The following is a 26,477-nucleotide window of genomic DNA, read 5'->3' as shown; positions in this document are numbered from 1 at the left end:
GAATACTCTGTTCTGATACTAAAGAAGAACTTGATTGTCGTGTCAGACTATCCACATTACCCTGCCCATAGTTGTCATACTTGGGACCACTTGTGCTTTGTTTTTTTGTGCTCGATTAATTCTGCTGTTGAGTTTGTTCCAGATGTAAACCCAGGAAACGGTGTAACCACGGGATTTAGTACCTGTCTTTTTGCTGGCTGGAAGAAAGTAATGTTCCCCCATTAGCACGTCTGTTGGCACAATCAACAATTATCTCTTCTATTAATTCTTCTGAGCTATTTATTCTATTATAACTTATTTATACCGAATATCCATTTGCATTGCCAATTCTCTCGCTACTACTGCTTTCCCTGCTTATCTTTATCTTTTTCTTCCTCCTTTTCCCTCTCCATTTGTGCCAATAATTCCTCTACTCTTGCTGCTATACACTCCTTTTTCTTCTTCTTCGCTGCCACTAATTCTTCTTTCGTTGCTTTTCTCTTTGCTCTTGCTTCTTTTACTAGCTTTGCTTTTCCCACTCCAGTTTCTACTTTTCCTTTTCCTTTTCCTTTTGCCCCTCTTAATTCTGCTTCTCTCCTCTCTTTCTCCGCTCTTTCTGCTGCTTTTATTTCCTCTTTTGCCGCTTTTTTTGCTGCTTTTATTCTCTCTCTTTTCTTTTTTGCTTCTCTTGCCACTTCCAGTGCTTTTACTGACTCACATTTTTTCTTTGCTTTTCTTTCCGCTTGCTCTTTCACTATAGCTGCGCTTCGCATTTCTATCTCTTTCATTATACTCTCAGGTATGGAACCTATTACCACCCTGTTGCCACTTTTTATCTCAGCTACTTTTTTTCTCTCTCTCTGTCTGGCTTGTGATAGCGCTACGATTTTTGCTTTTTTGGCTTGTGGTTGCTCTATGCTTTTTGCTCTCACTGTTTCTACATCTTCTTCCCTCTCCTCCTGTATTGAAAATTTTTCCATAACCTTTACTTCACCATGCCTTACCATTGTCTTTTCCAGTGCCGCTAATTTAGCGTTTCTCTCTTCCTCTGATTCTTCTATTACTATTATTTCCTGCGATGTTGTGTCTTCACTTTTACTTTTCATCTCGCGCACTTTTTCCCTATATCTTGCTTCTTCCCCTTCCATTAATCCTCTAAGTATCTCTTCACCCACTGGATCTGTAGATCTTATTCTTTTCGCTTCCTTTCCACTTGTTACTCTGCATTTCAATTTTTCTTTTTTCTCTCTAAACTGCAGTTCCACAATCATCAGCAGCTTTAGTTTTATCGATAACTCTAGTTCTAACTCTTTTATTCTAGCTTCTACTCCCTCTAGTTCTAATGCTAGCTTTATCTCTTCTTCAGTTGCTCCAGCTCTTGCTTCTCTTCTCAATCTATCTAGCTCTAGACCTCTTTCCTCTATGTCCACCGCTCTCTCTAGCTCTCTCTCTCTCTCTCTCTCTCTCTCTCTCAACTGCTCTAGCTCTGCTTCTAGCCCGCGAGCGTTTTCTACCATTGACCTCGACTCCGTTAGCCTTAAATCTATCTCCACTTGCCTTGCTTTTACTCCCTCTATTTCTTCCTCACTAGCTCCTGTTACTTCTAGTTCTACCTCTTTTGCTAATAGTGCATCTATCTCTTTCTCCAGACTTTCAATCAGCGCTACTCCATTTCTTGCTCTTCTTAGCTCCTCCTCTATAATTTTCTTTCTTACTCTCACTTTCTCTAGCTCTGCTGCATTTTCTCCAACTCCCACTCTATCTAATTCCATCCTTCTTTCTCTAACTTTTTCCAATTCTACTTTCATTTCTTGCAAGTTTTTTAATGATACCGTTCCTAGAATTGCAGTCATTGCTTTCTTTTTCTCTGCAATTGCTTTTAACTCCCCATCAATTTCTTTCTTACTTGACGGTATCTGTGTCTCTGGTCCTCTAGTATCCGCTCCCATTACATTTTTTACTTCCCTTAGATTTGTCTCTCTAAGTTTAGCTACACGTAGAGCTATTGCTGCCCCGCGTTCTAGCTTTTCCTTTTCTAGTCTGGCTTTCGATATAGCTAATCTCTTAATTCTTTCTTCTTCCAATTTCGCTAGCGTTCTTTCTTCCGATTCTGAGTCTGAGTCTGAGTCTGAGCTTGAGCTTGAGTCTACTACTATGGGAGGTGTTGTCCCTGCAGGTTCTTCTATGTTTGCTGGCGTTCTTTCTCCCAATTCTGTTTCTGAGTCTGAGCTTGAGTCTACTACTATGGGAGGTGTTGTTTCTGCAGGTGCTTCTATGCTAGCCATCAGAGCTTGCAATAATTCTTCGTTGGTTGCTATAAGGGCAGTAGTATCTTCGAAACTAAGACTAACTTCTCCTTGTGTTATAACAACACCGGTTCTTTCTAGTTCTTGATTGCGCAATAAATCTTTCTGAATTTCTGAAAGTTGACTCATCATTTCTAGCACGACACAAGACTGTTGTGTGCCATGAAACATACCTCGAAATAGCCCTTCCCCAGGCCGCATTCCCAGAGCTGACGCTAGATATGGTGCCAACATGAACCCTGCATCAGAGTCTATAGTACTCTGCCCTGATGCACTTGGATTTTGCGCATACGGTGTACTTGGGTCTTGCCCATACGATGAACTTGTGCTTTGTCCATAAGGTGCACTTGGGTCTTGCCAATGCGATGCACTTGGGTCTTGCCAATGTGATGCACTTGGGTCTTGCCAATGTGATGCACTTGGGTCTTGCCAATGTGATGCACTTGGGTCTTGCCAATGTGATGCACTTGGGTCTTGCCAATGCGGTGCACTTGGGTCTTGCCAATGCGGTGCACTTGGGTCTTGCCAATGTGATGCACTTGGGTCTTGCCAATGTGATGCACTTGGGTCTTGCCAATGTGATGCACTTGGGCTTTGCCCATGCATAGTACTTACACCTTCCCCTGTTATCACTGATGCAGGTGCTTCTACGCTATCCAACAGCGCCCGTATTGCCAGTGCGTTATATCTAGACATACTAAGATACTCGGCCATGCTATGTTGAGTGATAGAACTAGTTCCTTCTCCTAGTCCACGGCGAAGCAGCCCTTCCTGTTTATCTAAAAATTGAGCCGCCAAACTTGATACATAGGAAGCCATTGGGGAACCATAAAACACACCCCGACATAGCCTTTCACCAGGCCGCATTCCCAACAGTTGCGCCAAATGTGAATCTAATAATAATCCCCCCTCTAGCTCGGAAGATTCTGTGCTTTGTTCTGACGCTGATGTACTTGGTGGCTGTACTTGCTCATCTGCACTACCTAGCCCATCGTTACCATTCAGACTACTTGCTCCACTACTTGCGCTACTTAATTGCCGTTTCATTGGTGTAAAGACCTTATTTTATTGGTTTTTTCCTGCTATTGATATACCTTGGAAGGGTCTATCTACAATTAACATCAAGACTCAATTAGAACACTCATGTAACCTATCCTAAGAAAAATACTCTAAACCAAAACACATGGGCTTACGCATGTTAAAAAGGGCTTACGCATGTTAAAAAACAACTTTAACTTTGTTAACTGCAGGTGAGGCACAATGCCCAAAATGCTAGACCCAGGAAGTATCTAAACGAATACACAGCACACTTACCATGCTGAGTTGGTAGAAGCTTTCATTTAACTAGTATTGCTACTATAAGTTAGGCTCAGTCATATTGTAATTATCTTTGTAGGATCACTGACATCTGATAGCTAGATTAAAAATCTTCACTAATCAGCGCAGCTTCAACAATTTTTAAAATCCAATTAACAAAAAATACAACATAAAAACTGTAATTTATTTAGTACTTTTGCGTGTACTTTTTAAGAATTTCATGAGTTTTTAAAAAGACCACTTAAAACAAAACTAGTAGTTTAGTTTAAGCATAGAATATACCTATCTCTAACAGCACAAGAGCAAATTGTTTCATTTTCAATTAATTTTTCTTCAGCATCTAAAGTTTAATGCTTGCACCTACCACCTGGTGTGCACATGTCCCCTATACTCTAACTCATGTCATTGATTGTTAATTCCCACATTTATGTAGTGATATTACTCCGTTCTTCACATCAAGCGCACGGTATTATGGCTAATTGCTTCTTATATTTTATCTACTTATTCCATAACTAGAATTTTTTGTTTAGCTATTGCTTGTGGTATAACTGCAGCTGTAACTAATCATTATTAATTAAGCGATTACGCATGAATATACCTTATCTTAACAAACGCGACAACGTTGTCCCAATAATGTATTTGTCGACTATGACTATAGTAATTGCCCCCATTTGTGTACTATTATACTAAAGCAGACAGTAACTAAAACTATTATAATACGGGGAAAAAAGCTTATGTTCTGTACACTATTATGTACCAAGTAGATAGATTATGTCCTAATTTCTGACAATAGTTTTCTACTTTCTTTGCTGAGGATTTTACTCTAATATAGCAAATATTAAGTGGCTCAAGTGAATAAAAGTAGTTCTTCGCAAAATAACAATGGACAGCCAATACGTAGTGTTCGTAGCTTTTACTGTTTGCCGGTACGTTGTAAATGAAGATGCTTCTATATATCCATCAGCGTTTGTATTGTTGTCTAGTTGGAGGTTACAAGAGCGAGTAGTATTGCTGCTGCTAACTGGACGACAGAACTAGTTCTTCCTGTTCTTTTAAAAGTTGAGCTACTAGATTTTATTTATATATTAGAAGCACTGGGTAGTGTCACACAAAACATACTTAGAACAACCATATCGCAAGGTTGCATCCCCAAAGATTGTGCTAAATGTGATGCCGGAACCCTTATGTTTTAGAAGATCATGTACTTTGTTACAACGTTAAAGCACTTGATTGTTAATTCTGCCCCCTACCTACCCCACCTTTCCTATAGTTACCTAACTCAGGACTACTTTGCGCTTTATTCTGCGTGCTTGATCAATGTGGCTGTTGAATTTTTTCCACATGTAAACCTAGGACAAGCACGAGATTTGGTATCTGTCTTTTTGCTGGCTGGAAGAAGATAACATCTCCCATTAGCGCATCTGCTGACATTACTACAACCACCTCTCCTATTAAATTTTTCTACGCTACTCGTTACATTATTACTCATTTACACCGAGTATCCATTTGCATTGACAATTCTCTTACTACTACTGCTCTTCCTGTTTCTCCTTTTCTTCCTCATTTCCCCCATATATTTCTGCCCAAATTGCCCTTATTCTTGCTTCTCTCTCTTCCTTTTGCTTCTTCTTCATTGCTTTTAATTCTTCTTTCGCTGCTTCTTTTGCCATTCTTACTTCTTCTTTCGCCGCTTTTGTTGCTGCTTTTATTTTTTCTCTTGCTGCTTTTGCTGCCTCTATTGCCGCACTTTCTCTTGCTTTTCTTTCCATTTGCTCTCTAACTACCATTGCGCTCTGCATAGCTATCTTTCTCATTTTATCCTCAGGTATAGGACCTATCACCACCCTCTGACCGCTTTTTGCCTCAGCGACTTTCTTTTTCGTTCTCTTTATCGCTTGTGACATTGCTCTGTTTTTTGCTCTCGTTTTCGCATTTTCTCTTTCATTCTCCTCCAATATTGCAAATCTTTCTCGAATTCCTTCTTCCCAACCTATCATTATTTTCTCTTCCAGTGCTGCTAATCTATTGGCTCTCTCTTCCTCAGATTCTTCTACTGCTTCTATTATTATTTCTGATGGTATTTCTGCATTTTTGCTTTCCATCTCGTACATTTTTTCTCTATACTTCGCCTCTTCATTTTCCATTACCCTTCTAGCTATTTCCTCTTTTCCTAACAACTCTATAGACCTTATTTTTGCCACTTCCCCTCTGCTTGGGCCCCTCTCCCGTATGTTTGTTCCTGCTTCTCTAAATTCTAGCTCCACAGCCATTAGCAGCTTTAGTTTTATCGATAACTCTAGCTCTAGCTCTCTTACTCTAGCTCTTACTCCCTCTAGTTCTAATGTTAGCTCTATCTCTTCTTGATTTGCTCCAGCTCTTGCTTCCCTTCTCAATCTATCTAGCTCTAGACCTCTCTCCTCTATGTTCACCGTTCTCTCTAGATCCCTTTCTCTCTTTCTCAACTGCTCTAGCTCTATTACCAGCCCACGAGCGTTCTTTACCATTGACCTCGTCTCCATTAGCCTTGAATCTATCTCCATCTGTCTTGTTTTTACTTTCTCTATCTCTTCCTCACTAGCTCCTGTTACTTCTAGTTCTACCTCTTTCGCTAATAGTGTATCTATCTCCCTCTCTAGACTTTCCATCTCAGATGCTCTATCTCTTGATCTTCTCAGATTCACCTCTATCATTTTCCGTCTTACTCTCACTTCTTTTAGCTCTACTGCATTTTCTCCAACTCCCACTCTATCTAATTCTATTCTTCTTGCTCTAACTTTCTCTAGTTCTCTTTTCATCTCTTGCAAGTTTTTTAATGGCACTGCTCCTAAAATTTCACTTATTGCTTTTTTTTTCTCTGCAATTGCTCCCAACTCTTTATCAATTTCTTTTTGACTCGATGGTATCGATATCTCTGGTCCTCTTGTACTTGCTACTAATCTATTTTTTACTTCTTTTAGATTTGCTTCTCTAAATTTAGCCATATGTAGAGCCGGTACTACCCCTTGTTCTAGTTTTACCCCTTCTAGTTTCGCCTTCGATCTAGCAAATCTCTGACTTCTTTCTTCTTCCAATTCTGTTTCTAAGTCTGGACTCAAGTTTGGGCTTGAGTATACTACTGTAGGGGGTACTGCCTCTACAGGTGCTTCTATGCTAGCTATCAGAGCCTGCAATAGTTCTTCGTTAGTTGTTATAAGAGAAGCGGCATCTTCGAAACCAAGGTTAATTTCTCCTTGGGTTACAACACCGGCTCTTTCTAGTTCTTGATCACGTAATAAATCTCTCTGAATTTCTGAAAGTTGATTTATCATTTCTAGCACTACATGAGACTGTTGTGTTCCATGAAACATACCTCGAAATAGTCCTTCTCCAGGCTGCATTCCCAGAGCTGATGCTAAATGTGGTGCTAATATGAACCCTGTCTCAGAGTCTATAGTACTCTGTCTTTGTGTACTTGGGTTTTGCCAACACGGTGCACTTGGGTCTTGCCAATACTGTGCACTTGGGTCTTGCCAATACTGTGCACTTGGGTCTTGCCAATTCATAGCACTCACACCCCTTTCTGTTACCACTGTCGGTGCTACTGTAAATGCAGGTTTTTCTATGCTATCCATCAGTGCCTGTATTGCTAGTGCGTTACATTCAGCAAGATTAAGAGACTCAATGACGCTACTTTGAGTGTCAGAACTAGTTCCCTCTCCTAGTCCATGGCGAAGCAGAACTTCCTGCTTACTTAAAAGTTGAGCCACCAAATCTGATATATGAGGAGCCAGTGGGGAGCCATAAAACATACTCCGGAATAGCCTTTCACCAGGACGCATTCCCAACGATTGTGCTAAATGTGGATCTAATAAGAATCCCTCTGCCTCAGCAGATCTTGTACTTTGTTCTAATGATAATGTACTTGACGGTTGTATTTGCCCATATAAACCACCTAGTCCACCGTCACCATCAAGACTACTTGCTTCACTACTTGTGCTACTTAATTTACGCTTCATTGATATAGAGTCCTTGCTTTTTTCTTGCCATTGGATACTGCAGCTGCAGAAAAATATCTCCTCAATTAATATCGAACTTGTTTTTTGATTTAATTAGAGCACACATGCAACCTACTCTAAGAAAAAATACTCTCAATAAAAATATACAGGTTCATGCATATTAAAAGGTAACTTCGTTAACTGTGAGGGGTTAAATATCTAAGAGGTAGATGTAACTTACATCTGAACTAACACACTCGTTATGCTGAGTTGGTAAAATACATATTCCAACAGTATTGCCACCTATACATTAGGCTCAGTTACTGCAATTATGAAAGTTGATTTATCATTTATGAAACGACGCTAGACCGTCGGGCATTATAAAACATACCTTCACGCGCATACTTGACTAGGTTGCATTCCTAGCTCTAGTGCTAAATCTGGTGCCAATATGAACCCTTCATTAGAATTTCTCGTACCCTATTCTGATGTATTTGGCATCTGCCAGTACACAATACCTATACCCTCTACTGCCCCTCTCGTGCTTGCCAATACTCAGCATCCTTAACTTATACTGCGCCGGTACCATAATAAACAAAGTAGATCCTACGCTATATCAGAGCTTGTATAGTTGCCCCGTTAGAGCTACAAAAGCAAGAAAGAACATCACCGCTGCTAGGGCGTGACGTCGGAACTAGGTCCTTACTCTAATGCTATGACAAACCAATGCCTCCTGTTCTTTTAAAGATTGAGCTACTAAACCTGATGTATGGGAAGTTTGCTGGGAGCCAAAAACACATCTCGATGCGCTATTCTATCAGGCTGTATTCCCAACGATTGTGCTAAATGTGGCGCTAACAGCAACCCTTTTGTCTTAGCAGATCCTGTATTTTGTGTTGCCTACTCAGAATCACTTGCTCTTTATTCTTGATTAATCTTGCTGTTGAATTTTTTTCCAGATGTAAATCCAGTAAGCAGGGTAACCACAAGATTCAGTAACAATCTTCTTGCGGCTGGAAGAAGATAATATCCCCCATTGGCATTACCATAATCTCCTCTTCTATTAATTTCTATGCGCTACCTATTTTATTATCACTCATTTATACTGAATACCAATTTGTATTGACAATTCACTTACTACTACTGATTTCCTTGCTTATCTTTTTCCCCCTCCGTTTTCTCCTTCATTGCTTTTAATCTTTCCCTTTTCATTTTTGCTGCCTCTTTCTTCGCTTTTTCCATTTTTATTTTCTCACTTCTTCTTGCTTTTCTTTCCATTTGCTCTTTCACCATCATTGCACCCCACATTGATATTTCTCTCATTCTATCCTCAGATATAGGGCCTACCACCGTCCTTTTGCCGCTTCTTGCTTCAGCGACTTTACTGATCACTCTATTTTTCGCTTTCGACAGCGCTTTGTTTTTTGCTCTAGCTGCTTTTACATCTTCTTCTTCATCCTCCCCAGGTATTACAAATTTTTTCAGAATTTCCTCTTCCGTATCATGTATCATTTTTGCTTCCAGTGCTGCAAGTCTATTGGCCTTCTCTTCCTCTGATTCTTCTACTATTATTATTTCCGGTGTTATCCCTACACTTTCTCTTATTCGGTACATTTTTTCCATATATCTTGCCGTTTCCTCCTCCCTTATCCTTCTAAGTATCTCCGTGTCTCCTAGCTCTAGAGACCTAAATTTTGTCTCTTTATTTTCACTTAGTCCTCTCCTCTCTGGCATTTCAAGCCCTAGCTCCGCAGTCGTCAGTCGCGCTAGTTCTATCGATAACTCTAGCTCCAGCTCTTTTACCCTTACTTTCACTCCCTCCAGCTCCAATGCTAGCTCCACCTCTTTTTCGCTTGCTCCAACTCTTGCCTCCCTTCTCAATCTATCTAGCTCTAGATCCCTTTCCTCTATGCTCACCATTCTCTCTAGATATAGCTCTCTCTCTACTAACTGCTCCATCTCTGTTCCTAGCTCGCGAGCTCTTGCTATTATCGCCTTCGATTCCCATAGCTCTTCATCTATCTTCATCTGCCTTGCTTTTACTTCCTCTATTTCTTTCTCGTTTGCCCACGTTGCCTCTAGATCTATCTCTTTTGCTAATAGTCCATCTAGATCTCGTTCTAGACTTTCCACTTTTGCTACTCTATTTCTTGCTCTTTCTAGCTCCACCTCTATGCTTAGCTGCCTCATTCTCACTTCTTCTAATTCTACTGCACTTCCTCCAACTCCCACTCTATCTAGTTCTCTCTTTCTCACTCTAACTTTCTCTAGCTCTCTTTTTATTTCTTGCAGGTTTAATGTTACCTTTCCCAAAATTGAACTTATTTTTTTCTTTTTCCTTTTAACTGCTTTTAACTCTTTACTAATTTCTTTTGCAGTTGACGGTACCAATACCCTTGGTTCTCCCGTGCTCGCTTCTATATCACTTTTTACTTTCCTTAGATCCGCCTCTCTAAATTTAGCCATACGTAGAACTACCGCTATTTCTTGTTCTGGCTCTCTACTTTTTAGTCTCGCTTTAGATAGAGCCAATTTCTGATTTTTCTTCTCTTCCAATTTTGTTTCTGAGTCTATTGTTACTGTATAAGGTATTGCCACTGAGGGTTTTTCTACGCTATCCATCAGCGCTTGTATTGCTAATGCGTTGTGTTCAGCAAGATTAAGAGATTCAATGACGATGCTTTGAGATTCAGAACTAGTTCCCTCTCCTAGTCCACGGCAAAGCAGTTCTTCTTGGTTACTTAAAAGTTGAGTTACCAAAGCTGATATATAAGGAACCTGTGGAGAGCCATAAAACATACCCTGAAATATACGTTCACCAGTCCTCATTCCCAACATTTGCGCTAAATGTGGATCTTCCAATAAGAATCCTTTTGCCTCAGCAGATCTTGTGCTCTGTTCTAATGCTAATGTACTTGATGTTTGTTCCTGCGAATCTGAATCACCTGGTCCATCGCTGCCATTTAGAATACTTGCTCCATTACTTGTACTACTTAATTTACGTTTCATTGGTATATAGTCCTTGTTTTATTGTTTTTTTCTCACCACCATATGGCCCCATACGCTGCAGATAAGCCTCCCCCGCAATTAATGCCAAACTTATTTTTAGAACACATATGTAGTTCATTCTAGGAAAAATACTCCCAACAAAAATACACGGACTCATGCACACTAAAAGACAACTTTGTTAACTACAGATGGGGCACAACATCCAAGAGCTGGGCGTAACATATATTTAAACGAACGTACAGTACTACCATCATGGTGAGTTAGCAAGAGTTCTATTTCAATTGGTGTTGCCGCTTATGCATACATTAGGTTCGGTTATTGCAATTATCTTTGTAGAACCAGATTAGAAATATTTATCAATTAGTGTAGCTTCAACAATTTTTCACATCTACCTAATTGATAAAGAAAAAATACAATATAAAAACTGTAACACTGGATACTTTTGTGTGTACTTTAGAGATTTTTCATGAAATTATCCAAAATGATAAGCAAGTGTTTGTACATAAGAAGTATCTAATATTACCAAGAGCAAATTGGTTCATTTTCAACTAATTTCGCTTCAGTTTCAGTATATAAATTTTAATAGTTGCACCCACACCCCAGTGCACATGGCTTTACATTATGACTAATTATTTGTAGCACTCTATAACACAACCAGGCCCAGCAGAACATTACCAACTACCAATACAGTTTCGTCAGTATATGTAATTGTTAGTATGATGTTTAATAATTAAAAAAAACATTATTGGATATTAATCACCTTATTTACGTGATATAGTTCTGACTACTCTATACTCTACAGTAAATGCAAGGTATTACTGCTAATTGCTGCTCTTCTTTTATAATCTCTTGCCCAGGTATTGTTTTTAGGGTAACTGCAGTTGACATTGATCCGTTACTGACGGAGTACCCATGCTTGAATACACTTATCTTTGAATAAGTAATCCCCCAACATTGTTTTAATAATGTATTTGTTGATATAGTAATTACATAGTTTGTGTACTGTGACCAAAATACTGAAGTAGAAAATATTAAGTGGCGTAAGTGAATCAATTAGCTAGTTGCAAAATAACAATGGACAGAGAATTGTGTAGTATGAGGAGCAATGCACTGTCCGAGTACACTTGGACAAGAACACAATACTGAGGTAAGTCTACGGTTGAATGCAAGTTTGGCTCTGATTCTCTAGGAATGCAGCTTGATGAGACGTTGCTTCAGGTTGGGTTTAGTAGCGCTAAGTTTTTATACTTTCAGGAGAACTTAATACACCAGAATGGTAGAAGGTTATAACAGTGACAGAGCTAGAAGCAAAATCTCTAATGGTAAGCATTCAGAACCTACAGAAACACATAAATGGTATTGGTAGCACAAGCAGATAGAAAGAGTGATTGATGAATTACAACAAATAGTACCAACGATAGATTAGTAGAAGAAATGGTTCTGCTTTACCTAAGATGGTTAGCAAGAGGACAGGGAACAAATTTTATGAATGATTTGTTTACTGGAGGACTAGCAGGTGATTGTTAAACGCTAATGAAGGAAGTCTTAGAGGAGGTTGTTGATGCGCTTAGTAAAATTAGCAAGGAAGTAGATTGAGATTGCGTACTTGTGACTAACACTAAGCAAGTAAAATATCAAAATGCAGTTTAGTAACAATTATAGTTTAGAGTGTACCCCTTCAAGAAACGTATCAGTCTAATAGTGATTACTTACTTGTATAGTGTATGGTAAAAAATCACAGATAAGTGCAAATATTGCGGACACAAGATTCGTCTTAAATATATAATTAGAGCAAATTTCAAGACCAGGTTCCGCAGAATTTGTATTACCTGGGGTGCCCTAGGTAATACAAAAGCAGGAATTGCAAGAACGTTATAGCTTATCCTCGCTTGGCAGTGTATCACTTTAATTAGATATAGTGGGTGCAAGAAATAGTTGTAAGTTGTAGCATAATCAGAGTTATTATTTATACGTAAAGGAGAGAAGAAAATTACAGCTCCAGTTAAAATAGGTAGGAAATTCATCTTTGTTAGTTCTGTTGCGATATATTATTACTATTTCTTCCCATCAATAGTTGCAATTTCTGGAAGAGAAAATTTGGCGTTGTAAGCAGCGATGTTTCGCATGTTGTAAACTAATAGCGAATCTTCTCATCCCATTGATCTAGGCATTGCTCCTCTTTCTGCCTTTATATACAACAGGCACGGCTTTACCCAATACCCATCCTCACACTATGATTTCTGGGTACTTACCCTATTACTCCTCTACCGTATCTCTCATTCTTATAGCCACCCTTTCACTTACTTTATTTCTTCCGCTAATCTTCGTTCCATTCTAATTCTTATTTCCCTCTATACTTTAGTCTCTCTAACTCTATAGTTAGTTTTTTCGCTATTGCTCTTGCTCTAGATGCCTCTATCTCTAACTCTAGCACTCTTATTTTTGCCATAACCCTACCTCTATTTAGCGCTTTCATTCTATTTTTTTTCTCCTCTATCTCTGATGCTGTTGCTCCCGATATTACTCTACCTGCACGTATCTCTCTATCTAGATTCGTCGCATGAGTTCTTACTCTATTTAACTCTATGCTTAGATCTTGCTCTCGCTTTCTTACCCCAACTAGCTCCAGCTCTAACTCTGGTTTTGCTATTTCTCCCGCTCTCTCCTCTATCTCTACAGATTCTTCTAGTTTTCTAGATTTTTCTAGCTCTAGCTCTAGCTTTCCAATCCTTATTGCTATTGCTCTTTCTTCCTCTAGCTCTCGTTTTATTTTTGCTGTTCTCTCTTCTGCTAGAGCTCTTGCTATCGCCGCATTCTCCATCTTAGAGATACTTCTCCTAGCTGCCCTTTCTTCCTGCGCTTTTCTTGCCCCCTCTCCCCGCGCCTTTCTTGCCCCCTCTCCCTGCGCTTTTTTTGCCTCCTTTTGCTCTTTTTCTCTAGTATTTTCCAGCATTGCTTTTGCTATAGCTGCTCCCCTTTCCTGTTCTTTCGATTCCTCCGCTTTTCTTTCCTCTTTTAATCTTTCTCTTTCTGCTAATATTTCTTTTCTCAATTTCTTCTCAGACGTTTGTTTTTTTCTCCTTTCTTCCATTCTAATAGTTCTTCTTACTTCCCGCTCCAACATTCTTTTCGTTTCCTTTGACTTTAGTTTTTCCAATTTTGCCATTATTAGATCTTCACTTTTCCTCTTCCTCAGCGCTTTTATTGCATTTCTCGCCGCTTCTACTTTCTCTAGTGCCTCAGATACCTCTCTCTCTTCATCCGCTAAATTCCTTGTTACTCTTTGCGAATTCTCCTCTGATATTCTAGCTTCCAACCTTTCCTTTATTAACGATTCCTCCTCTTCCGATTCTGTTTCCGATTCTGTTGGTACAAATGTTGCCATAGGTGCTTTTATGCTGCCAATTAGAGCCCTCATTACAGATCCCATTGCTTTTTCCGCAGCTTTTACTGTATCTATAAATCTATCTATCTCCTTTTTAGTTACTCTATTATCCTCTACTTTTTGCTGATTCTCATTTGATACCCTAGCCTCCAACCCCTCTTTTGTTGACGTTTCTTCTTCAGATTCTGTTTCCGATTCTGATTCTATTAGTATAGGTATTGCCTCCTCTACTTTTTGCTGACTCTCTTCTGATGCTTTAGCTTCCGACCTCTCATTTATTAACGTTTCTTCTTCCGATTCTGATTCTATTAGCATAGGTGTTGCCGTAGGTGCTTCTATGCTACCTATTAGAGCTTGTGTTAATTCTTCGTTAGTTGTTATAAGAGTAGCAATATTTTCTAAACCAACTCCAATTTCTTCTTGTGTTACACTAGCCCTTTCTAGTTCCCGATTGTGCAATAAACCTTCCCTAATTGCTGAAAGTCGCTTTATTTTTTCTAAAACGACGCCAGGTTGAGTATTATAAAACATGCCTCCACGCAGTACTTGATCAGGTTGCATTTCCAGATCTAGTGCTAAGTCTGGTGCCAATATTGACCCTTCACAACCCATCGTACTCTGTTCTGATGTATTTGGCACTGGCTCATGCTCAATACCTACACCTTCTACTGCCAATGCCTCTGGTGTTTGCCAATAGGTAGTATTCGCAACTTCTACTACCGCTTCTTCTGGTCCCACTGTAACTGAAGGAGGCGCTTCTATGCTATCCATAAGCGCTCGTATCGTTGCTTCGTTAGAGGCCATAAGAGCAAGGGTATAGCCATTATTGCTAGGCCAGACGAAAGAACTAGTTCCCTCCTCTAATTCATTTCGAACTAGCTCTTCCTGTTCGTTTAAAAGTTGAGTTACTAAATTCGATATATGATAAGCCTGTGGGGTACCATAAAACATACTTCTAAATATCATTTCACCATGGCACATCCCCAACGCTTGTGCTAAACGTGGCTCTAATAAGAACCCTCTTCCCTCAGTTCCTGTACTTTGTTCTAATTCTAATGCACTTGATTGTTGTGCCTGCTCATCCACATTACCTTGCCTATAGACGCCCTCAGGACTACTTGCTTCGCTACTTGCGCTTCTTAATAATTTCCGTTTCATTGGTATAGAGTCCTCATTTTTTTGTTTTTTTCTTCTATCGATACTACATGCTGTAGACAAGCCTTTATACATTTAAATATCAAAACATCAAGCTTGTTATTTTTAATAATGCACCTTCTAGAGCACGCTTGACCTAACTAATAAAAAGCACCACCAACAAAAATATACAGGCCCGCACATATAAAAAAATAACTGTGTCAGTCATAGAAGTACAGCACACACGAGCCAATTTTATCTACATCTAAGCAGATACACTTATCATGCTGAGTTAGTAAAATCTCTCCTTTAACTAGTATTGTCTCCCTATACATTGGGTTCGGTTGTTGTAATCATCTTCGTAGTCTCACTTATAGCCAGATTACGAGTCTTTATTAAGCGTATTCTCCTAAATTTCTTAAATCAAATCTAAAATTGATAAATAAAAAATTACAATATAGAAATCGTAATCTATTTGATACTTTTGCGTGTACTTTTAAAAACTTTTTCATATAATTATTTTAAGAATTTATTGTCTATGCATAATAACCACATCCAACAGCACCAACAGTAAACTAGTTAGTTTATTTTCAACTAATTTTTCCCCAGTACCTAGGGCTGAATGATTGCATCCACATCCTAACGCACATGTCTTTATACTCTGATTGATTGTTTATTGCTCCTATAATGCGACTGGTCCCAGCCGAACATTACCAACCGCCAATGCAGTTTAATTGGTTTACGTAATTGTTAGTATGGTGGATAATATTTAAAAACCATTGATCACTAATTGCCTCGTCTCTGTGAGGATATTCTGCCTTTTCATACCAAATTCATGGTGTTGCTGCTAACTGCACTTCTTCTATAGTCTCTTGTCCAGGTATTACTTATTAGGATAATTGCAATTGATACCAATCATTATCAATGAAGTGACTATGCGTGAACATACCTGTCTTTGAATAACCAATACCATAGCACTGTGCCTTACAAAAGAATCATTAAAATAACGCAGAAACAGTAACTCAAATTAATACAGAAAACTAATGATTGGCACACTATTTTATGCTATATAAACTCCGCCTAGCTAGTAGCAGTATGTTTTTTTACTCTTCTAAGAATTTTTGTGCTTCTTACTAATGTGTCAATCCTGACCTTGCCATCATTCACATCTGGTATTTCTATAATATGAAGTCTGCGGCATATGGCTTACTAGTACAGCATTGCTTATTGTTAATAAAGATAGATAGGCGCCGAGATTACGAAGGTAAAATAGTTGCTATTAGTTTATAATATATGAGATAGTACCATTTTCGATGCCGAATTTGTTCTTCCAAAAACTAGTTTTTTGTGAGCGTCTATGAAAGTAAAGGTGTATTGCGATAGAGTTGATAGAGCTACATAACTTTGGCTTACCTATCTTTTAATTCAGAACGAATTTTCGCGTTCATTATATTTGAATTGAGGCTGCAATTTTTTCTTTACGTATAAATAATAATTCCAATCACACTGCAACTTACAACTATTTTTTACACTTACTATAATCTAATTAGATAGTCTCTTGTTATATACAGAGTACAACGGTGGTACAAGTAAGGTACTTATTAACAATACGTGGGTACCGCATGCATGAATCTTAACTGTAGAAATTCTCCAATATAATTACCTTTAGCCTCTTGCTTTCAGCTATACGTGTTTTTTGCACCAATACAGTTTATATCCGTACATAAATTGAAGGTGTATTTTTCTCAAATTAATCATCTTTGTACCTGTAACCCATCATAAATACGTGATACCAGAGTGTTACAGTCCACCCAAGGAGGAATAAGCAACACTGTTCTTGCAATTCTTGTTTTTATATTACCAGTGGTACTTTAGGCAATAAAAACCCTAGAGCAATCTTGAACTTTACTATAACTATCTATCTAAGTAAGACAAATCTTCTATCCACATTATTTGTATTTATTCGTGATGTTTTACTATACCGCTTTGTTGCTGTGTCTATTACGTACGCAAATTATTGTTAAAATAATACACCTCTTAATAAGGTACTCGCTAACCCAGAATTGTACCAAACGACATTTTGGTATGCTTTATTTGTCTATCTTCAGCCCCAAGTACGCAGCCACCTCCTTGCCGGTTATTATTAAATACACTGCTCTTTAGTCTACAAAACGCTGAAGCTAGAAGCAACCACTTTGCCAAATTGTATTGCTATCATTAGAGCTAAATTTTCACCGAATTGCAATTCCACCTCAGTATTACGTGCCTGGCCAGAGTACTGCAGGAGAGTATGTTGCCCCTGGACGCAACCACCCTCCTCCTATGTAGTATGACCAGGTTGCACTTCCAGCGATTGTGCTAAATCTGGTACCAACATGAACCCTCCGCCATGTTCATGCGTGATATCTACCTTCTGTTACCACTAACGATGCTGTTGTAAAGGTGCTTCTATGCTAGCCATCAGAGCTTGTAATAATTCTTCGTTATTTGCTATAAGAGCAGCAGCATCTTCGCAGCTAGCGCCAATTTCTCTTTGGATTGCACCAGATCTTTCTAGTTCTTGATTGTGCAACAAATACTCTCGTATTTCCGAAAGTTGACTTATTATGCCTAAAACTGCATTAGAACGAGGGGAACTGTAAAACATGCCTCTACGTAGAACTTGACCAGGGTGCATTCCCAGCGATTGTGCCAAATCCGGTGCTAGCACGAACCCTCTCATTAGAATCTTTGGCACTCTGTTTTGCTACATCTGGTACTTTCCCATGTGTATTACCTACATTTCCTACTATCACTGCTGGTGCTACTGTAGGTGGAGGTAGGAGAGGTGCTTCTACGCTACTCAGCAGTGCTTGTATCGCTGATGCATTAGATTCTACAAGATCAAGAATACGATCTTCATTAAATATGGTGTAAGAACTAGTTGCCTCTCCTGATCGAAGTTGAAGCAGTCTTTCCTGTTCTTTTAAAAGTTTGGCCGTTAAAGCTGATATGCGGGAAGCCTGTGGGGTGCCATAAAACATACCTTGATGTAACACTTGACCAGGTTGCATTCCCAACGATTTTGCTAAATCTGGTACCAATATGAATCCCTCATCATAATCTTTCATACTCTGTACCACTTTCGGTACTACTGACTGCAAGTTGTTTCGCTGTTATTTCTCCCAGCCATAGACCTAACTCCAGTTCTAGCATCCTTACTCTAGCGTTTACCCCCTCTATTCTCAGCATTAGTTCTAGTTCTTTCTCGCCTGATTCAGCTTTTGCTCCCTCTTTTAATCTATTTAGCTCTATTTCCCTTTTCCCTCTATCTATCGTTGCCTCTATCTCTTCCTTTAGTGTTATAATGCTAACTAGTTCTAGTTCTACATTTCTTCTGGTTGTTGCTATTGTTGCTCTTAATTGCATTAGATTTGACTCTATCTTCGTTTTTTTCGCTCTTACTTTACCTAGCTCTTTCTTACTTGCCTTTGCCTCTATTTTCTCCAGATATAGTTCTTTTGCCACTAGCACCTCTAGATTTTTCTCTATATTTTTCACTCTTATTTCTCCTGCCTTTGCTTCTTCTAGATCTCTACTTACTTTTATCTCTTTAGTTCTTATGTAATCCATACCTATTGAAAACTCTACTGCTCCAGCTTTCTCTAGTTCTTTACATCTCGCTCTCGCTTCATTTAGCTCTTTTTCCATTTTTTTTAGGTTTTCTGACCTTGGTTCTGCTACCACTCTTCTTAGTTCTCCCTCTTTTTTCTTTATCCTTTCTATATTTCTTTTTGTTGCGCTTAATGATCCCGGTGTCTCTAACCTTTTTATAGTTTCTTTCACTTTATCTTTTACTTTCTCTAGCTCTGACTCTCTACATACAGCTATACTCAGAGCTGTTTCTAGCTCTTTTTCTCTACTCTTAGTTGCTTCCTCTTCCTCTTTATTTATAAGTTTTTCTGTTTTTGCTTGCTCTTTCATCTCCAGTTTGGCCTTCAATTTCTTCAATTTACTATTTCTCTCTTCTTCCAATTTTTCTTTCGATTCTGTTTCAGATTCTTCTACTGCTATTGTAGGTACTGCCGATGTTTCTATGCTACCCATCAGAACTTGCGTTAATTCTTTGCTAGTTGTCATAAGAGAAGCAGTATTCTCGCAACCAACACTAGTTCCCTCCTGTATTGAACTAGACCTTTCTAGTTCTTGGTTGTGCAATACACTCTCTCGAGTTGCCGAGAGTTGACCTACCATTCCTAAAACGACATCAGATTGTGTAGCGTTATAAAACGTACTTCGACGCAGCTCTTGACCAGGTTGCATTTTCAGCGATTGGGCTAAATCTGGTGCAAACATATCTTCCTCATCATAATTTTTGGCACTTCGTTTCGCTAAAACTGGTACTTGTTCATGCACAATACCTATATCTCCTACTACCACTTCCGGTGTTGCTGTAAGTGGAGGTAGTGTAGGTGCTTCTATACTATCCATCAGTGCTTGTATTGCTAATCCGTTATATTCAGCAATATTAAGAGACTCAATGATACTACTTTGAGAGTCATAACTAGATCCCTCTCCTAGTCCACGGCAAAGCAGTTCTTCCTGTTTACTTAAAAGTTGAGCCACTAAATCTGATACATAAGGAGCCTGTGGGGAGCCGTAAAACATACTCCGAAATAGACTTTCACCAGCCCTCATTCCCAACGCTTGCGCTAAATATGGATCCAATAAGAATCCTTCTGTCTCAGCATATCTTGTGCTTTGTTCTAATGTACTTGATGGTTTAGTCTGCCCATCTGAACTACCTATTCCATCGTTACCGTTTAGACTACTTGCTCCACTACTTGTGCTACTTAATTTACGTTTCATTGACATGGAGTCCCTATTATTTTATCGTTTTTCCCTATATCAATACTACGTGCTGCATATAAAACCTTCTACAGTTAATATAAAGCTTGTTTTTTTAATTTAATATACTTTCGTACTTCTTAGAACACACGCGACCTACACTAATAAAAAATATCCTCAACAAAAATACAGGCTCACGCACACATAAAAAATAACTTTGTCAACTATAAAGAAGGCATGAATTCTCCGAGCTGGTTTTAACTACGTCTAAGCAGACATACGCATATGCTTATCACGCTGAGTTGGTAAGGGCTCTCTTTCAACTAGTATTGCCACCTTACACATTAGGTACAGTCATTGAGATTATTTTTGTAGGCTTACTGATAATCATATTTCTATACTTTATTATAAATAATTGGCACGGATATTTCTCAATATAATTAAAAACTAAAACTGTAATTTATTTGATGCTTTTGTGTGTGTTTTTAAAGATGTTTAATCTAATTATTTTAAAGTGTAAGTAGCAGCTATATTTTTTTCATAAAATATAGCTGTACCTAATAGCACCAACAGCAAATTAATTCATTTTCAACTAGTCTTACCTCAGTATATAAAGTGGAATTATTGTACCTGCACTCTAATGCATATGGCCTTATACTCTGATTAATCGTTTATTGCTCCTATAGCTGCAACTGGGTCCGTTCGGGCATTGCCAGCCGCCAATGCAGTCTCATTAGTTTACGTAATTGTTAGTATGGTGGATGTTAGTATGGTGGATAATAATTAAAAAATATTGATTATTAATTGGCCTAGTTTCTGTGATACTCTTCCACTTTTCCACATCAAATTCATGGGACTACTGCTAACTGCACTTCTTTGATAATCTCTTGTCCAGGTATCGATTCCAGGATAATTGCAGTTGCCACCGATCATTATTAATGAAACAGTTATGTGCTAATATACATGTATTTTTGGGCGAGCAAGTCACTCAACTGTGATTTGTTAGATAATTGAACAAATTAGCAATATTGTTTTAATGGAGTATTTGTCGATATGGGAATACACCCCATTTGTGTACTATGGCGAGGATACTAAAATAGACAACTACTCAAGTTAATACAAGAAAAAATAACGGTTGGTACACTATTCTATACCAGATAAAAACTATGCCTAACTAGTAGTCGTATGTCTTTACTCTGATAAGAGTTTTTTACTGCTTCTGACTTGTCAATCCTGATCTGTCGTCATCCATGCCCGATATTTTGACCAGATTAAGTTGATGGCATATTTCTTATTAGCGTAGCTTTTACTCGTGTTAATAAAGGCGGAGTGACATCTATATCACGATGAGGTAAAACATCCACCATTAGTTGTTTTATAATGTACGAGATAGTGTTTTTACAATGCCTAATTTGTTCTTCCAATAACTAACCTTTTGTGAGCATCGGTGAAAGTAGGTAGTAACGGTATATAGTTGTAGAACTGATAAAGCTACATTCCATAATTTTGTTTCTATTTTAATTAAGAATCTACAGCAAGAATGATACTTACCTCTCAACCATTATTTAAGCTAATGGATTGATTTGAGTATGATAAATACAGAGGCTACTGCTTATAAAACTTCTGGTTATTTATAATTGACCAGCTTTACTTTACGAGAAATATAAAGCGCACCCACAAGATCCAGACTCTCTGCTAACCATTGTTAAGGGGTAGATGATAATATAACCCCCTCTGCTGGTTTGTGCTGCTGACGTTAGTTGACTGATTAAACTGTTATCTCCACTGTTCTTCTTTATACCCTATTACTCCTCCAATACTTCCTACGTTTTTGCAGGTTTTCTGTGCTCTGCAAAGAGTTATTCTTCAATTAATAATGCATTAGATTATATGGGAAGATCATTACAGCTATTTTATGTACGCTACGGATCCCATGAATTTACAAAACCTGGGTTAATACGATAGTGGTGCACTGCGAGGTTCTGTAAAACGTACCACGAACGATACGAGAACGGTACTTGATAATCAATCGTGTTACTATTTTCTCAACAATGGTTGTTGAATTTGCATTTATTCTCCTACTGCACTCGGACATTGTTGCTTTTGCGTATTTTAGTAGGTACCACCTGACTCATTTGATGTAACCTACTACGTAAAGTGTAAAGAAGCACTTGCTATGATTTTCCCACTGCTCCTTCTTTTTCTTATGCCAACTCTCTTGTTGTTGGCACTTACCCTCTACTTTGTTACCACTCTCTCTTGCTAATGCTACTATCATTTCTGATTTTGCTCGTAGCATTTTTTGAGATGTCTTGGGTCTCGTGAATCTCATATAAATAGTACTTTATTACCCTCACCTGTCGCTTTTTCTTCCTGTATTACTTCCCCCCCCGTCTTCTTCTTCTTCTTCTTCTCCTGAGTCTTCTACTACCACCACTTCCGATGCCATATCAGATGTTGTTGTGCTGTCCGTCTCTCTTCCTGCTCTCGGAGGAATCATCCCTGACCTTTCTAGCGCTCTTTCTAGCGTTAAACCTATTATCTCACTTATTTCTGTTCTCTCGGCCTTTTTCTCCTCATCCGTTCTTTCCACCAGCACCATAGATATTACTCTTTTCTCTGCCGCTGTCTTCCTCGACATCAGTTCTCCTAGCCATATTCCTAGCTCCAATTCCAGCATTCTTATTCTTATGTTCATTCCCTCTAGTATCAGCCTTAGACTCAGCTCTCTCTCGCTTGCTTCCGCTCCTACTTCTATTCTCAATCTACTTAGCTCCACCTCCCTTTTTTGTCTATCTATATTTGCTTCTATCTCTTCCATCTTTGCCATCAGTTCACTTAGTTCTAGCTCTAGCTCTGAGCTTTCCCCGTCCCTTTCTATTAGTTCTTTTAATTTTATTAGACTTGTCTCTACCTTTGCCTCTAGCATTCTTATTCTATCTATCTCTAGCATTCTTATTCTATCTATCTCTTCCCCTCTTGTCTCTGTTTTCTCTAGTTCTAGTTCCCTAGCTACTAGATCCCCTAGATCTTTCTCTAGCTCTTCCATTTTTGTTTCTCTTACGCTTGCTGTTCTTGTAAGTCTTCTTACTCTTGCTTCCTTAGTCCTTAGGCGGTCCATTTTTGCTTCAGCCTCTCCTGCTCCCGCTTGCGTTAGTTCTTCATATCTACTTATCGTTTTACTTAGCTCTTCCTTCGTTTCTTGCAGGTTTTCTGGTTCGTCTACCACTTTCTTTAGTTCCCCAATGCTTGATACAACAGCTCTTCTCTCATTATCCGCATACTTTTTTTTCGAGATTGACAATCTCGTTGCTTCTAGTCTTTCCATGCGTTCCGTTACTATCTCTTTTGCTTTCTCCAGCTTTGCCTTTTTACATTTAGCTACGCTCAGATCCACCTCTACCTTTTTTTCTTGAGCACTTTCCACCTTATTTCTCTGTCTATCTCTCAACCTTTTCCCTTCTCTTTTCTCTATCCTTTCCACTTCTGCCTTAGCTCTTTCAAATTTCCTATCTCTCTCTTCTTTTGTTTCCGGTGTCGATTCTTCTTCTGGTTTCGGTGTCGATTCTTCTTCCGGTTTCGGTGTCGATTTTTTTTCAGACTTTTCTACTGCAGGTGCTTCTATGCTGGCCATCAGAGCTCTTAATAATTCTTCGTTAGTTTTTATAAGAGAAGCAGTATCTTCGCCAAGGACAGTTACTCCTTGGGGTGCTACGCCAGATCTTTCCAGTGCTAGGTTGTACAATAAATCTTTCTGAACTTCTGAAAGTTCAATTACTATGTCTGAAACGGCATGGGATTGAGGAGTATTGTGAAACATACCTCGATATAGCGCCTGACCAGGTTGCATTCCCAGCGATTGTGCTAAATCTGTGGCCAGAATGAATCCTCCTTGAGGAGAGGGGCCTCTGCCACTTTGCTTTGCCGCAGTCGGGGTTTGCTGCACATGCGATGCACTTGGATCTTGCCAATGCGATGCACCTGGGGCTTGCGGGTACGGTGTACTTGGATCTTGCCAATGCGATGCACCTGGGGCTTGCGGGTACGGTGCACTTGGATCTTGCCAATGCGATGCACCTGGGGCTTGCGGGTACGGTGTACTTGGATCTTGCCAATGCGATGCGCCTGGGCCTTGTGGGTCTTGCCAGTGCGATGCGCCTGGGCCTTGTGGGTCTTGCCAGTGCGATGCGCCTGGTCCCTGCGGGTCTTGCCAGTGCGATGCGCCTGGGCCTTGTGGGTCTTGCCAGTGCGATGTGCCTGGGCCTTGCGGGTCTTGCCAGTGCGATGTGCCTGGGCCTTGCGGGTACGGTGCACTTGGATCTTGCCAATGCGATGAACTTTGGCCTTGCGGGTCTTGCCAGTGCGATGCGCCTGGGAGTGGAGGTTCTTCTACGCTATCCATCAGCGCCTGTATTGCTAATGCGTTAAGTTCCGCAAGATCCATAGACTCCATGACACCAGCTTGATCGACGGAACTACTTCCCTCTCCTGATCCACGGCTAAGCAGTGCTTCTTGTCTAGTTAAAAGTTGAGTCACCAAAGCTGATACACGAGGAGCAAGTGGGGAGCCATAAAACATACTCCGAAATATCCTTTCACCAGGCTGCATTCCCAATATTCGTGATAAGTGTGGATCTAATAAGAACCCTCCTGCCCCAGCAGGTCCTGTGTTTTGCTCTAATGATAATGCACCTGACGGCTGTGCTTGACCACCTAGACCACCTAATCCATTGTCACCACCATCAGGACCACTCGCTTCACTACTTGCGCTACTTAATTTCCGTTTCATTGGCATGGAGTCCTTATTATTTCATTGTTTTTTTTATCTCTATTTTCACTCTGTTGATACCACGAGCTGTATACAAACCCTTTTACAATTAATACAAAGCTTGTTTTTTAACTTAATATACTTTTTAAGGGTAAGATCGACCTAAGCTAATAAAAAAACATTCTCAACAAAAATACGGCTTACGCACATGTTATAAAAAAAATAACTTCGAAGAAGGCGCAGCCTCTACGATCCGGCTTTAACTACATCCAAGCAGACACACGCACACACCCATCATGCTGAGTTAGTAAAGGCTCTCTTTCAATTAGTATTGCTACCTACACATTAGGCTCAGCTGTTGAAATTATCTTTGCAGGCTTGCTGATAGTCATATTACGAGACTTTATCATAAATTAATTGGCATGGATCTTCTCAATTTTCTAAATATAATTAAAATTCTGTAATTTATTTGGTATTTTTAAAGATTTTTAATGTTATTTTTTTTAAAAATAACAAGTACAAGTAATCATATTTTGTGCGTAAAATATATCTATATACCCCGGTAGAACGTTACAAACTATCAACATAGCCTCGTTAGCATGATGTCTAGTAATTGGACGTCATCACTGATTATCAGTATTGTATTTTTCGCTTCTATAGCGAGTACATGGAACCACCACCAACTGCTCCTACTCTAGGAGCATTCGTCTAGGTATTGCTTTTATGGATAACTGCAGTCGCTGTCAACCATTATTAACGGTGACAATTATTCGTGAATATACCTGTTTTTGAATAAGCAACTCTCCAACATAGTGCTTTGTAAGATAATTCAACTAACACAACTATACTGTTTTAATAATCGTGTTGGCCGTAACCACGCCATTTGCTTACTCTGAACCAAGTACTAGAGTAAATAATAACTCAAATTAATACGAGAAAAAAACCAATGATCGGCACACTATTATATATAAGACAAACTCCGCCTAACTAGTAGACGTATGTTTGTCTGCTCCCCCTAGTAATTTTTGTGCTTTTTCTAATGTTAACCCTGATCTGTCAACATACACGTTGTATTTTGACCAGATAAAGTTGATGACATATTGCCTATTGGACAGCTTTGCCTATTGTCAATAAAGACAGAGAGGTGCTTAGGTAACGAATGGAGGTGAAGAAAGACTAATTGTTAGTTGTAGACATACAAGACAGGGCTATTTAAAGTGCCTACTACTATCACAAAAACTAACTTTTTGTGAGTATCGATGAAAGTAAATAGTAATAATATATTTCTACAGAGCGTATAAAGATACATTCCATAATTTTGTTTTAATTCAGAATTTACAGCAAAGATCAAAGATGTTAATTGTCTGTCTCACATTCATTTAAACTAGTGGACAAAGTTGTATATGTAGTCGATAGATTAAGACCTTTACCTATGTGTAGTGATAATTGTGCTTACAGAACTTCTGGTTTTAATTGATTAGTTTTGCGAGGAGGAAAGTACCCATAAGATTCGGGTTCTCTGTTAGCTATTGCAGGGAGGTAAGACAAACTATTCTACCAATCTGGGTTGTTAATTATTAGTTATACTGATTGACCTATTATGTGAAACTTACCAAGAGCTATACTAGAGCAGCACTTAAAACCAGATTACCATCATACCCAATAATGGACGCTAAACTGGCATTTATTCTCCTGTTGCACCCGGATATTACTGTGCTCTTGTACACCTACATTATACCGACTCATTATTACATTGCGGTAGGCACCTGATTCATTTA

11 protein-coding genes are annotated in these 26,477 nt (G+C 39.0%); 1 reads left to right on the top strand and 10 read right to left on the bottom strand.

Going from position 1 to position 26,477, the window contains the following annotated elements; translation table 11 throughout:
- Nucleotides 1-338: 338 nt before the first annotated feature.
- Complete coding sequence (locus A6733_RS08395) at nucleotides 339-3,332, bottom strand: V-type ATP synthase subunit I domain-containing protein (RefSeq protein ID WP_141663473.1); 2,994 nt, start codon at nucleotides 3,330-3,332, stop codon at nucleotides 339-341.
- A 1,253-nt stretch (nucleotides 3,333-4,585) separates the two neighbouring features.
- Between A6733_RS08395 and A6733_RS08390 the strand changes: the two genes are divergently transcribed.
- Nucleotides 4,586-4,795, top strand: a complete 210-nt coding sequence (locus tag A6733_RS08390) for a hypothetical protein (RefSeq protein ID WP_092403613.1) — start codon at nucleotides 4,586-4,588, stop codon at nucleotides 4,793-4,795.
- 104 nt (nucleotides 4,796-4,899) lie between these two features.
- Here the strand turns inward: A6733_RS08390 and A6733_RS08385 are convergent, their stop codons facing one another.
- From A6733_RS08385 to A6733_RS05780, 9 genes are all read right to left on the bottom strand, one after another.
- Nucleotides 4,900-5,091: a hypothetical protein gene (locus A6733_RS08385; protein ID WP_141663472.1), complete on the bottom strand. Its 192-nt coding sequence runs from the start codon at nucleotides 5,089-5,091 to the stop codon at nucleotides 4,900-4,902.
- A 40-nt stretch (nucleotides 5,092-5,131) separates the two neighbouring features.
- The gene (locus A6733_RS09020) at nucleotides 5,132-7,597 is read right to left on the bottom strand and encodes a coiled-coil domain-containing protein (protein ID WP_175330536.1); all 2,466 of its coding nucleotides are present in this window, start codon (nucleotides 7,595-7,597) and stop codon (nucleotides 5,132-5,134) included.
- A gap of 1,119 nt (nucleotides 7,598-8,716) precedes the next feature.
- Nucleotides 8,717-10,585 carry a hypothetical protein gene (locus A6733_RS05810; RefSeq protein WP_092411411.1) on the bottom strand — a complete coding sequence of 623 codons (1,869 nt, stop codon included), beginning with the start codon at nucleotides 10,583-10,585 and terminating at the stop codon, nucleotides 8,717-8,719.
- A 2,341-nt stretch (nucleotides 10,586-12,926) separates the two neighbouring features.
- On the bottom strand, nucleotides 12,927-15,128 hold the full coding sequence (locus A6733_RS05805; protein WP_092460666.1) for a hypothetical protein: 2,202 nt from the start codon (nucleotides 15,126-15,128) through the stop codon (nucleotides 12,927-12,929).
- 2,398 nt (nucleotides 15,129-17,526) lie between these two features.
- Nucleotides 17,527-17,781 (bottom strand): hypothetical protein, encoded by a 255-nt coding sequence (locus tag A6733_RS05800; RefSeq protein ID WP_092460664.1) that lies wholly within the window; start codon nucleotides 17,779-17,781, stop codon nucleotides 17,527-17,529.
- Complete coding sequence (locus tag A6733_RS05795; RefSeq protein ID WP_092415346.1) at nucleotides 17,756-18,214, bottom strand: hypothetical protein; 459 nt, start codon at nucleotides 18,212-18,214, stop codon at nucleotides 17,756-17,758. The genes A6733_RS05800 and A6733_RS05795 overlap by 26 nt, the downstream gene beginning before the upstream one ends.
- Nucleotides 18,201-19,952, bottom strand: a complete 1,752-nt coding sequence (locus A6733_RS05790; RefSeq protein ID WP_092460662.1) for a hypothetical protein — start codon at nucleotides 19,950-19,952, stop codon at nucleotides 18,201-18,203. Before A6733_RS05790 ends, A6733_RS05795 begins: the two co-directional genes overlap by 14 nt.
- 2,110 nt (nucleotides 19,953-22,062) lie before the next feature.
- Nucleotides 22,063-22,263, bottom strand: coding sequence for a hypothetical protein (locus A6733_RS05785; RefSeq protein ID WP_092403746.1), 201 nt, complete (start codon nucleotides 22,261-22,263; stop codon nucleotides 22,063-22,065).
- A gap of 21 nt (nucleotides 22,264-22,284) precedes the next feature.
- On the bottom strand, nucleotides 22,285-24,720 hold the full coding sequence (locus A6733_RS05780) for a hypothetical protein (RefSeq protein WP_141663471.1): 2,436 nt from the start codon (nucleotides 24,718-24,720) through the stop codon (nucleotides 22,285-22,287).
- Nucleotides 24,721-26,477: the final 1,757 nt, after the last annotated feature.

Origin of the sequence: Candidatus Ichthyocystis sparus (assembly GCF_900078745.1) — a bacterium.
Lineage (GTDB): Bacteria > Pseudomonadota > Gammaproteobacteria > Burkholderiales > 2013Ark19i > Ichthyocystis > Ichthyocystis sparus.
The sequence above is the reverse complement of the archived record's forward strand: the minus strand, read 5'-3'. Positions and strand labels throughout refer to the sequence as shown.